Origin of the sequence: Psychrobacter sp. NPDC078501, assembly GCF_044900935.1 — a bacterium.
In the GTDB taxonomy this organism is placed as follows: Bacteria; Pseudomonadota; Gammaproteobacteria; order Pseudomonadales; family Moraxellaceae; genus Psychrobacter.
The window spans coordinates 156,381-168,287 of the sequence record NZ_JBJDOS010000004.1 but is presented as its reverse complement, the minus strand read 5'-3'; the positions used below and the strand labels follow the sequence as shown (position 1 = coordinate 168,287).

Annotated in this window: 10 protein-coding genes; 3 read left to right on the top strand and 7 right to left on the bottom strand. The window is 43.1% G+C overall.

Going from position 1 to position 11,907, the window contains the following annotated elements; genetic code table 11:
- Positions 1-6: 6 nt before the first annotated feature.
- The 7 genes from ACI2IW_RS08945 to ispH all read right to left on the bottom strand — a co-directional run bounded on the left by ACI2IW_RS08945 (position 7) and on the right by ispH (position 7,941).
- Entirely contained in the window at positions 7-288 is a 282-nt protein-coding gene (locus ACI2IW_RS08945; RefSeq protein WP_371547594.1) for a TIGR03643 family protein, read from the bottom strand.
- 229 nt (positions 289-517) lie between these two features.
- Positions 518-1,408 (bottom strand): S-formylglutathione hydrolase, encoded by an 891-nt coding sequence (gene fghA / locus ACI2IW_RS08940; protein WP_404693417.1) that lies wholly within the window; start codon positions 1,406-1,408, stop codon positions 518-520.
- A gap of 120 nt (positions 1,409-1,528) precedes the next feature.
- Positions 1,529-3,010: a C13 family peptidase gene (locus tag ACI2IW_RS08935; protein ID WP_404693416.1), complete on the bottom strand. Its 1,482-nt coding sequence runs from the start codon at positions 3,008-3,010 to the stop codon at positions 1,529-1,531.
- A gap of 318 nt (positions 3,011-3,328) precedes the next feature.
- Positions 3,329-5,290: a molecular chaperone HtpG gene (gene htpG / locus ACI2IW_RS08930; protein ID WP_404693415.1), complete on the bottom strand. Its 1,962-nt coding sequence runs from the start codon at positions 5,288-5,290 to the stop codon at positions 3,329-3,331.
- A gap of 516 nt (positions 5,291-5,806) precedes the next feature.
- Entirely contained in the window at positions 5,807-6,622 is an 816-nt protein-coding gene (locus ACI2IW_RS08925) for a thioesterase family protein (protein WP_404693414.1), read from the bottom strand.
- Between the two features lie 54 nt (positions 6,623-6,676).
- Positions 6,677-6,925, bottom strand: coding sequence for a hypothetical protein (locus ACI2IW_RS08920; RefSeq protein ID WP_404693413.1), 249 nt, complete (start codon positions 6,923-6,925; stop codon positions 6,677-6,679).
- A 59-nt stretch (positions 6,926-6,984) separates the two neighbouring features.
- Positions 6,985-7,941: a 4-hydroxy-3-methylbut-2-enyl diphosphate reductase gene (ispH, locus tag ACI2IW_RS08915; RefSeq protein WP_057761392.1), complete on the bottom strand. Its 957-nt coding sequence runs from the start codon at positions 7,939-7,941 to the stop codon at positions 6,985-6,987.
- Positions 7,942-8,314: 373 nt separating this feature from the next.
- Here ispH and gmk point away from each other — a divergent pair, with 373 nt between their 5' ends.
- The 3 genes from gmk (at position 8,315) to ACI2IW_RS08900 (ending at position 11,904) form a co-directional block, all read left to right on the top strand.
- A complete protein-coding gene (gmk, locus tag ACI2IW_RS08910) occupies positions 8,315-8,941 on the top strand; it encodes a guanylate kinase (RefSeq protein WP_102091897.1) in 627 nt (208 codons plus the stop codon).
- A 164-nt stretch (positions 8,942-9,105) separates the two neighbouring features.
- Positions 9,106-9,366, top strand: coding sequence for a DNA-directed RNA polymerase subunit omega (rpoZ, locus tag ACI2IW_RS08905; RefSeq protein ID WP_057761396.1), 261 nt, complete (start codon positions 9,106-9,108; stop codon positions 9,364-9,366).
- 339 nt (positions 9,367-9,705) lie between these two features.
- The gene (locus ACI2IW_RS08900) at positions 9,706-11,904 is read left to right on the top strand and encodes a RelA/SpoT family protein (RefSeq protein ID WP_404693412.1); all 2,199 of its coding nucleotides are present in this window, start codon (positions 9,706-9,708) and stop codon (positions 11,902-11,904) included.
- The last annotated feature ends 3 nt before the right edge of the window (positions 11,905-11,907 follow it).

Sequence of the window (11,907 nt, the reverse complement as noted above, 5' to 3'; positions counted from 1 at the left end):
AATGGTTTAGCGCTGCTTATATTGAGTTTTGCAATAAGCGCGGCCAACTTCGAAAGAGCGCTTTGCCTCATGTTTGGTAGCACGATTGCTTACTCTCTGACGCCATAAGCGAAAAGATGACGGCTTTAGCTCTTGGCGCATGAGTTTGATAACCCCAGTCTCATCGAGACCATAGCTATGCTCTATAGCCCCAAATGGCGTTCTATCTTCCCATGCCATCTCTATCACGCGAGATATTTGTACATCATCAAGTACTCTATCGCCAGCGTCGTTGACGGTTTTTGCAATCAGCTCGTCTGACTTAGCTTGAGACACTTCATCATTATAATCATTGCTACGTTGTTTTTTTTGTAGAGCAGCATCCATATCAGCTTGCATAGTCGCTTTTGTAGAGCTCGTATCTGCTGACTTACTCTTTGAATTAGAAGCTGTCAAATCTTGATAACTTGCCATAAAAATCACCTGTTGAGCATGAATGGAATAGCGAAAAATGTATCACGGTCATCTGAATGACAACTTAGCTCATTTGAGCCATGTGCCAATGATGTTCGATATGATCATTAATCACCGTTTGGATAAAATAATAGCTGTGGTCATGACCTGCCTGATAACGTAATGTTAAGGGCTGTTTGGCTTTTTCACAAGCAGCTTGTAGGGTAGACGTTTGCAACTGACCTTCTGCTAAAAAGTTATCAGCCGCGCCTTGATCGACCAAAATGCTCGAATACTGCTGACCGACTTTTTCGATCATCTGTGAGGCATCCGCTTGCGCCCATAGAGACTTATCATCACCGAAGTACTCTGTATAAGCGGCTTGCCCCCATGCCGACTCACTGGCCGCACATACTGGCGATAAGGCCGATACACTGACAAACTTACTTGGGAACTTAAACCCTAGCAATAACGCGCCATGACCACCCATTGAATGTCCTGTGACACCGATACTGTGGATGGGAAACTCTGAACGTAGTAAGTCATATAACTCATCGACAATATAGCTTTGCATGTTGAAGTTGTCTGACCAAGGCGCTTGGGTCGCGTCAACATAATAGCTTGCACCTTGACCGACAAAATAGCGATCGTCGTTTGGTACATCGCTGTCTTCACTACTTCTAGGCGAAGTATCAGGTGCGATAAGTATCATACCAAGCTCGCTACATTTTTGCTGAAAATGCGCTTTATGAGTGACATTATCAGCATTACACGTCAGACCTGATAGGTACAGTATCGCAGGACAACGTCGTCCAGCCAAGGCTTCGTCAGGTAAATAAATACTAAACGTCATAGAGGTTTTGGTAGACGTCGACTCGTGACTATAATAATGCTGCTCACCGTTAAAGCAACGATTCACACTTTTTTGGGTAAGCTGTTTATTGGTAGATAAACTATGACTATAGGAATTTTGCATGAGTGATATCCTTTTATTCAAAATAGAACCAATGACGATGTTTAATAAATGCTCATCATCTAATAGTAAATCTGATATTGGCATTTATTAAATGCGAAATCATACTTTGTATTTATTCAGCTATTCAGCAGCTATCTCTACTTCGTCTACCGACTGATTAGTAGCACTGTCAGGTAAAATATTAACTGTTGTAGAAGTAGTATTATTTGTAATACTAGCAACGGATGGGCGCGCCTTATCAAACAATACTTGCTCAAACGCAGGCAATGCCGTCTCCATTAAACTACCAATGACCATTTGCGGCTCTGATGGCTCAAAGCCCATTGCGCTCTCACGCTCATTGACCCGTATACTGGCATCTTTAAAAGCCGACTCAAAACTGGTATTCCCTCGTAGACTTTCAGCAAAAAACGCTTGGCCAAAATAGGTCATCTCAGCTGTATTCGTGCAGCCAAACGATGCTTTGTCGGCAGCTGATGCAGTAATCACTACCGTGGTTGGCGATGCCAACTCGTCAATAAACGAACCTGAGTAGCAGGCAGACACCACGATCACACGCCAGCGGATACCAGATGCGTCTAGCGCGTCACGCAACCATGTGGCATCTAAATTATCCATCGCAAGCGGCGGATTTGCCAATTGGACGATATCCTGATTACCATGTGAAGACAACGTCAGGAACAACACATCTTCATCAGCGTTCATCTGCTGACCAATTTTCTTTAGACCGCGCAAAATGCTGGTCTTAGTAGCGATTGGTTCATCTAGCCAACTATAAGTATTATTAATCAGCGATAGTGAATGCCCGCTGGTACCAAAGCGTACATCAAACAGCTCGCGCACCCTATTAATCTCAGAGCGAAAAACGTTTTGATCAGAGAATCCTGCCACTCCCATAAAGTACCAGTCGGTTTTGCCATCGATACTCGGGTCTATACTATCCAATGCTTGCTGTAATAGACGTGGCTGCTGATACAGTGCCGCCTCTTCTAATACAGGCTCTATAGGTATTTGCTTAAAGATCGGCTGGTCTGCGACATTACGCTGCCAGATAGTCAGCAACGCTACCGCACCGACCAATACAATGATTCGCTCCCACCATGGTATACGCAGGCGACGGGAGAAAATCCACAATAGAGCTAGTGTCTGCCATAAGAACAATACTAAAAAAAGTACTGGTAAGAACGAATAACTCCAATTTGGCAACCAACCATAGCTACCAAAAAACTGCACCAAGCTCTGTAATAGGGCTGACAATGTATCAGCAACCAACCATAGTACTACTGGTACAAATACCAATGCTTGGTTGCTGGCTCGCCGAGCCAAAATGATACCACCAAGCAAAATGATCATCGGCCAGATTAAATAACTGACCAATCCTTGCTCATTAAATATGCTGCCACTTTCAGCAGCTAACCATGAAAATAAGACATTACTACCAAGCGCCAATAGCGCAAATACGGCAAACTGTACAAAAGTGGGTTTAACCCAAGAAAAAGCCCGTGTTGAACCCACTAGCATCCACAAGGTTGCAATAATATTGGCAGCGAAATTGAGCGAAAAACGCTGAAGCGAGACGGTTTTTAACGACGTAAGTGACAAAGACTTAGACCTCTAGCCAGTCGAGAAAAATAAAATGACTCAATGATAATTATCTTAATGTAACAGCCGCGCGGTGCAATCAGTTGACGATCTTTGTACAGCATGCAGACATCGATTTATATTGAATTCACGATGGAGTGATTATAGAAGATGACTAGCACTGCCTAATATTTTAGCTCGCTAATCTATCGCGATTGTAACGGATTGTCGGTTAAGAGGATAAGGCTGATTTGTAAAATTCACTCAAATTTGGCTAAAGATTCAAATAAAAAAGGAGGCCTCTTATATAAAGCCTCCTTTTTTGCTAATTACTAAACATTATCTCATCAATAGCTCATTGACGCGTTTTAGGTAAGCGGCTGGATCGTCTAGCTGACCACCATCTGCCAATAATGCTTGATCAAAGATTACTTGCGCCAAATCATCAAACTGCTCACTGCTCTCAAGCTTCTTAATGAGTGGATGATCAGGGTTTACTTCTAGCGTTGGCTTACTTGCTGGTACGTCCTGACCCATTTGCTGTAGCATCTGAATCATTTGTGGTGATAGCTCACCTTCACCAACGACCAAGCAAGCTGGACTATCGACTAAACGCGTCGATACTTTGACGTCTTTAGCACGCTCGCCCAATGCAGCCTTTAGCTTATCGACTACTGGCTTTAGCGTTTCTTGTGCTTTCTCTGCTTCCGCTTTTTCTGCTTCATCTTGCAAGTCGCCTAAATCTACTGCGCCTTTGGCGATGTTTTGCAGCGGTGTCTCATCGAATGAGGTCAAGAAGTTCATTGCCCATTCATCAACACGGCTGGTCATCAAGATAACTTCGATGCCTTTTTTCTTGAATAGCTCAAGTTGCGGGCTGTTTTTCGCAGCGGCTAGGTTATCAGCGGTGAGGTAGTAGATGGCTTTTTGGCCATCTTTCATACGACCTTTATAATCTTCGAAGCTTGTTACCAAACCGTCTTGGGTGCTGGTAGCATAACGCAATAGCTTAGCAATACGTTCTTGATTGCCTGCGTCTTCGCCTAAACCTTCTTTGATGACATCACCGAACTCTGCATAGAACTGGGCAAACTTCTCTTGCTTATCACTGTCTTCGCTATTCGCAAGGCTTGCGAGTAAGGTTAAGATACGGCGAGCGTTACCATCACGGATAGATTTTACATCACGTGACTCTTGTAGTAGCTCACGGCTCACGTTCAATGGCAAATCTGCTGAATCAATCACACCTTTCACGAAACGCAAATACATCGGTAGCAATTGCTCAGCTTCGTCCATGATAAAGACGCGCTTCACATATAGCTTTAGACCATGCTGCTGCTCACGAGTGTATAGATCGACTGGCGCTTTTTTAGGGATATATAGTAGCTGCGTATACTGTACGCGACCCTCTACACGGTTATGCGTCCAAGTAAGCGGCGCATCCATGTCATAAGAAATATTCTTATAAAAATCGACATACTCATCATCTTCAATTTCAGAGCTTGAGCGCGTCCATAGTGCACTGGCTTTATTGATTGTTTCCCACTCATCAGTGAGTACCATCTGGCCACTAGCAGGCGTGTCATCGTTCTCGTCTTCTTTTACATCTTCTTGCCAGATCTCTTTACGCATCTGAATTGGCAAGCTGATATGGTCAGAGTACTTATTAACCAAGCGCTTGATTTTGCTGCGATCTAAGTAGTTATCTTCGCCCTCGCTATATTCTTCTTTTAGATGCAAAGTAATCGCCGTACCGCGCGTGTCTTTGGTAATAGGCTCAACAGTAAAGCTACCAGTACCATCTGATACCCAGCGCACGCCTTTATCCGCAGGCTCGCCCGCTTTACGTGATTCGACACTGATGGTATCAGCCACGATAAAACCTGAGTAAAAACCAACACCGAACTGACCAATCAACTGTCCGTCTTGCTTTTGTGATTCAGACAATTTGTCTAAAAATGCCTTGGTGCCTGATTTAGCAATCGTACCTAAGTTTTCGATTGCATCGGCTTCGTTCATACCAATACCATTGTCGGTAAAGGTAATAGTTTTGGCGGCTTCATCGACAGCGATGCGGATTTTTAATTCGCCATCATCTTCATAAAGGCTATCATCATTTGTACCTTCAAAGCGCAACTTATCACAAGCATCCGACGCATTAGATACCAACTCGCGGACAAAAATATCAGCGTTAGAATATAGTGAATGCGTTACCAAATGCAGTAACTGCGCCACTTCCGCTTCAAACGTATGTTTTTTTAATTCTGGATTCAGACCTTCAGCTTGAGTTGCTTCACTCATAAAAACTCCTTTAAATTCTATGAAAGACCTATTATCAGATAACGATATACTCACTAAAGCCGTTCTCATAATGTTAGAGAACTTGCCGTATGCAATACCGTTAAACTGTCTATACTAATAGGGGCATTGAGAAAAAATTCAAGCTCAAAAGCCCTATTCAACAAAAAACACCGCGCTGGTTTACCAAGGCGGTGTTCTGGTATCAGTTATTTGTTTGCTTGGTTTTTACTTGCTTCGTCATTTAATTGCTTAGTCATTTTCTGATATAGCAACCAAAGCGCAAACGACAGCAACTATTCTGAATATGCTTCTATCAATATATCCCAGAGAGTCGTCAGCTTTTTTGAAAATTGCGTATGGGTTTTCATAGTAACCTCTATGTCGATTAACATCGGCTTGTTAGTAATATTGTCTTGTTAGCTACTATTAAAACCATTTCTCTATTATTTGTATAATTAATTGATTACAACGTATTATTTTATTTTACAAAACTATAAACTGGCTGACTCTTAGTCTTTAACGTGGCATCGGACGAATAGTAAGGATTTGCTCACTACGACCAAAAGGCCCATGTACATCGTGCAATACTGCACTTGTCAGTCCGATACCATCATCGCCATATTGTTGTACAGCCTCGATACCGAGCCAGCGACCTTTTGGCGAGCGATGCATATGGATTTGCAAATCAGTATTAGGAAACATCCACTCTAACTTAGATAAACCAAGACCCAATCTTGGTACAACACCATTGGCAGTATCGACCATACCTAACAGATGCACTAAGTCATCAGTCGGCTCGCCTTCAATCATGTCGAGATCATTGGTAATCCATACCATACCGCGACCAGAGCGACGGTCTTCTGTCGCTACTAGACGTACGCTCTCGATAAAGCCGCCCGGCCAGCCTTTCATGCCTTCCCAAACTGGCAACTCTTCAGGTTTGTATTCTGCTGGTTGATCTTCAAGTCCAGCAATCTCACTGGTATCTTGAGTAATAAGTCGCCATGCTCTTGCAATGATAGCATCGCGGCCACGGCTACTCATGACCGCTTCGACCAGCTCAATAGTCTTGCCTGGTCGGATACAGCGCGTAGTAATAGTAAAATCGTCAAGCGGTATTAACCCCAAGATATCAAGGCTCACACGTGCGATACGGGTATTAGGCTGCGGCGCAAAGCTATTGATCTCAGCTGTCAGTAGGCCTGTTGCTGGCGCCATGTGCTGCTCATGCTCATTCCAAGCACCTTGAGCATGCTTGGTTGGCTGATAATGCGCCACACTGACACCGTCTTCTTGTAGTTCTCGTTTAATAAATTTGTAATAAGCAGTCATAGCTATCCTATATTTGGCACTTTCATCTGTATTTTTTATTTATGCTTGTACTTTCTATTTATGGATAAGCTCTTGTTTTCTTAGCGTGAGAATACGGCGAGCTTTTTGTAAGAAGAATAATAAACAGATCATAACTACTGCGAGCATCGCGTAGAAAAAGCTTTTTTCTGCCATAAACTTCATGATATTCATAAACAATACGAAAACCACTGCTGCCATCACTAGCATATTGAGTTTTAGTTGCTTGTTGACTTCAGCGAGCGTGGCCTCTGCCAATATAAATCTGGCTTTTGGTTCTTTCATGCGATCTTATCCATATCAATGATGGTTCATACAAATATAAATACAAACACGAATATTAGTTACTTACCAACCTGAGTAACAGGTATCCGCAACGCTTTTGGCAGACTAAACGTCACATTTTCTTCAATACCAGATAGTTCACTAGGTAGATCGCCACCCCAGTCTTGCAGCTGTTGCAATACTTCTTGGATCAACACTTCGGGCGCGGATGCACCAGCGGTCACGCCTATACTCTGCACACCATCTAACCAACGCTTGTCCATCTCACTGGCATTATCAATTAAATACGCACGGCAATTCATACGCTCAGCCAGCTCACGTAAGCGATTAGAGTTTGATGAGTTTGGCGAACCAACTACCAAGACTACTTCACAGCGACTGGCCAAATCTTTTACCGCATCTTGGCGGTTTTGAGTAGCATAGCAAATGTCGTCTTTGCGAGGACCTTGGATACTAGGAAATTTCTCACGCAGCGCATCGATGACGCGCGCAGTATCATCCATCGACAAAGTTGTCTGAGTCACAAATGCCAAGCGTTCGGCGTCTTGTACAGTTAATGCAGCCACATCACCTTCATCTTCGACCAGATGAATCTGCCCACCATGGCGACGATTGAAACGCCCCATAGTGCCTTCGACTTCTGGGTGTCCTGCATGTCCAATTAACACTGCATCCATACCATCTTGCGCGAACTTTGCCACTTCGATATGTACTTTAGTTACCAACGGGCATGTCGCATCGAACACTGTCAAATCACGACGCTCAGCCTCATCTTCGACTGCTTTGGAGACCCCATGAGCGGAGAAAATAACGATGGAGCCGTCTGGCACTTCGTGAAGCTCTTCAACGAATACCGCACCACGATTGGCCAAGTCTGACACCACAAACTTATTATGCACAACTTCATGACGGACATAAATAGGCGGCTCGAAACGTGTCAATGCTTCATTAACAATCGCAATTGCACGGTCCACACCAGCACAAAATCCACGGGGATTGGCAAGATAAATTTGCATAAAAAGGCCTATCATTGGATAATTTATAGTTAAAACGTATTTTTGAATTTTTTATTCAAAAGTTGGGGCGAAATCAATGCTCTACTTTAGCATAATTTGCTTTTATCGCTCTCTAAAATAGCTGTCTACTCATAGCAATATTTTATAGGCAAACCTCAGCATACTCACGACATATTGCAAAACCAGCTTTAACTTGTATAAAAGCAGTTTATAATAATGCATCTATTATAATTTCTATCGCCATACATGATGGCGTTTTTTATTTTTTCCAGTCTTTGTTTTTAACTGAGGCACTGCTTAACTTTTTATCAACACGCATTTATTACGATACATTTTACGAGTTACTAAGACACCTTCTATTAGGATAAATTGTATGACAGGTTCATTATTCATTGTTACTGCCGCTTCAGGTACTGGCAAGACCTCACTGGTCAAGCAGTTGCTTGCGACCACCAACGACTTGACTGTCAGCGTCTCACATACGACTCGCGCACCACGCCCGGGCGAGATTGATGGTCAGCACTATCATTTCACAGATACCGATAGTTTTACCAATGGTATCAATGCGGGTCTATTTCTAGAGCATGCTGAAGTATTTGGTAATTATTATGGCACGTCAGAGGAAAGTGTACGTACTCAGCTAGCGGCGGGTATTGACGTTATTTTGGAGATTGACTGGCAAGGCGCGACGCAAATCAGAAATATCTTCCCCGATGCCATTATGGTTTTTATTCTACCACCTAGCATTGCGACATTACGTCAACGTCTCTCAACCCGCGCGCAGGATTCTGTAGAAGTTATAGAGCGCCGTCTAGCTGGGGCGGTCACCGAAATGGCACAATATGTGAATGCTGACTATGTAGTGATCAATGATAATTTTGACGTAGCCTTAGCTGAGTTAAAAGCCATTATCGTGGCCGACAGACAGACGCTTGGTCGTCAGCAGCAGCGCTATCATCGCACGATTAGCAACTTGCTAAACACTCAGGTAGAAGAGTAAACTAAGCACAAGCAGCTAATCTCGTAAGTAGATATAAAAAGCAACTACGCGGCTTGGCAAAAAATGCTATAATATTTAGCTATCCCCCTTTATATTTTTGATATTATTTTTATTGAGTGGCGGGCAAGGTCCGTTACTAATAGAAACAACCGAGGTAGCTATTTATGGCACGAGTGACGATTGAAGATTGTTTGGATAATGTTGATAATCGCTTTGAGCTAATTTTGGTCGCAAGCAAACGCGCCCGTCAATTGGCCAAAGGTATTGCCGAGCCGTTGGTTGACGTTGATAACGACAAGCCTACAGTATTGGCACTACGTGAAATTGCCGCTGGCAAAATCACACGCGACATCCTAAATCAGCCAGAGCATAATTTTGCTACTAGCTCATTAGATTTAGCATTGTCAGGCGACCACAGCTTCTAATAAGCTGTTTTGATAAGATGTATTTTATAAAGCCAATAGCGTTTTTATAAAATAAATACACATCTTGATCAACTATAGAGACCACAGCATAGGCTGTGGTTTTTTGGTTGTAATAATAATGTATTGGCTATTTTGGTCACCATTTATCCCCAAAATAGACCACTGAGTGAAATTTTTTCATCGCCCACACGCTTATCAGTTGACATTGAAAGCGATTTGCGATTAATTAGAGAATGGCGTACTCATCCTTAAGTTTTGTATGGTAGGTCATTATTTAGCTTCCATTTGCTTAGGTAAGTGGCCCAACAAGTAGGTCATGGAAAATAGGATCATTATTTTATGAGTCAAACCCTACCCAAACTCAGTCATCACCTCGTCGATGATGCTCAATATAATTTACTACGTTCGGTAGGTTATCTCACTGCTGCTGAGCGCCGTGATATTGTTGATGCTTGTGAGTTCGGAGATATTGCGCACATTAAAGACAAGCGCAAATCAGGGGAACCTTATATCACGCATCCAATCGCTGTCGCTGAGATACTAGCGGGCTTTCGCTTAGATCGAGATACCATCATTGCAGCAATTTTGCATGATACGGTCGAAGACACCGAAGTTAGTGATGAGCAAATCAAGCAGCGTTATGGTGAAATTGTATCAAGACTGGTCGATGGTGTGACTAAGCTAAAGTCATCTTCACATAACAAGCAGCAGAATAAAGCAGCCACCTTTCATAAAATTCTGACCGCCACCCTCGCTGACCCGCGTGTACTCATTATCAAGCTTGCTGACCGTCTACATAATATGTCTACGCTTGACGCAGTACGTCCTGAGAAGCAGCGCACTACAGCTCAAGAAACCTTGGATTTTTATGTGCCATTTGCCCGATTAATGGGTCTGAATGATATTGCTGACTATATCGAAGTATTGTGTTATCGCAATTTAGACTCTGATATGTACAACAAGCTGTCTGACAAACTGCTACAGCATGGGCTTGGACGAAACTTTCAAAGAGAGTCCATTCATCGCTATTTGAGTATCGTGCTAAATAACTTGGATCTCAATGGTCTGGTCAAAGTGTTAGACAATCGCGTGGTGATATATCGTCAGTTTTTCCGCAATCGCGGTGAGATTAATGCGCTACTGCGTCATTATGCGTTTGAAATCGTCCTCGACAATATCGAAGCCTGTGACAAGCTGGCCTATTATTTGATAAAAAAATATCAGATTGATGATACCCATATTGCGGATAATATTCGTCGTCCGCTACCAGGCGGTAACCAGTCCCTCACCCTTATCTATGAGCGTGATAATGATGTGGTAAAGGTCACTATATTAACTAAGCAAATGCAGAGCGCTGCCAGACTTGGGGTCATCGGCGCAGAGCACGCATCTGATGTCAGTCAGTCGGTTATCCAAGCATCATTACGTAACATGAAAGATTTGGTCGATGAAGATAATCTGAATGAAAACAGTCCTGATTTCTCAGCAGCAGTCTCTACCATTAATGAGCTGATGGATTATCTGCACTCTAGTAAAATCATTTGCTACAGCCCTCAAGGGCGTGCTTACGAGCTTCCACAGGGTGCAACGGCGCTAGATTTTGCCTACGCGGTCGGGCCTATGATTGGTAACGTTGCCGTTGGTGCAAATATCGAGGGCAAAACTGCAAAGCTCGGAACTGTAGTAAAAAATGGACAGTCCGTTGAAATAGAAGTGAATAGTCACTCAGAACCAAAAGCGGAGTGGTTAGGATTTGTAGTGACTAACAAAGCCCGTGAAGAGATTTTACGTTGGTTTAAAGATTTATCTGTCGCTGACAAACAACACCATGGTAGACAGGCATTGGATCGTGCGCTCCGAACGCATCAGAAAAGTTTTGATGACTTGACAGATGCTGACTGGAAAGACCTGACTGAATGGCGCGGCCTAACAGAAAAAGATGCGTTATTTGAACAAATAAGCTCAGGTACGCTACTTCCTCAGTTAGTTGTGACACGTTTGTTTAGCGATGAGCTGAGCGATCTACAGGCAAAAGTACATAGCGACGACATGACCCAACCGCAACAGCTGATCGCTAATGCTGCTGGCGTCGAGCTTGATTTTGCTAATTGCTGTCATCCAATATATGGCGACCCTATCGTAGGACATTTATCGCGTCATGGTTTGGTCGTTCATCGTCATAAGTGCTTCTCACTGGATGATATCCGCAAAGACAATCCTTATCAGGTCATTCAATTACGTTGGCGCAATGACAATGCAGTCAAACAAGGTGATATCGGCGAGCATGACTTAAAAAACAGTGGCAAGATTCGTTTTCCTGCTTACTTAAAGCTCTCTATTGCGCTTAGTGACGAGCAAATCAGTGAAGTTATCTATCACTTACGCCAGCTCAATATGGGTGTTGAAACCGTTGATGTTCGCAATACTGATACCATCATTCATATTGTAGTACGTAGTCGCAACCACTTAGCACAAGGTATCCGTGAACTACGCTCGTTGCTAGGTTTCCCTAACATTATACGGTTATATCAATTATAATAA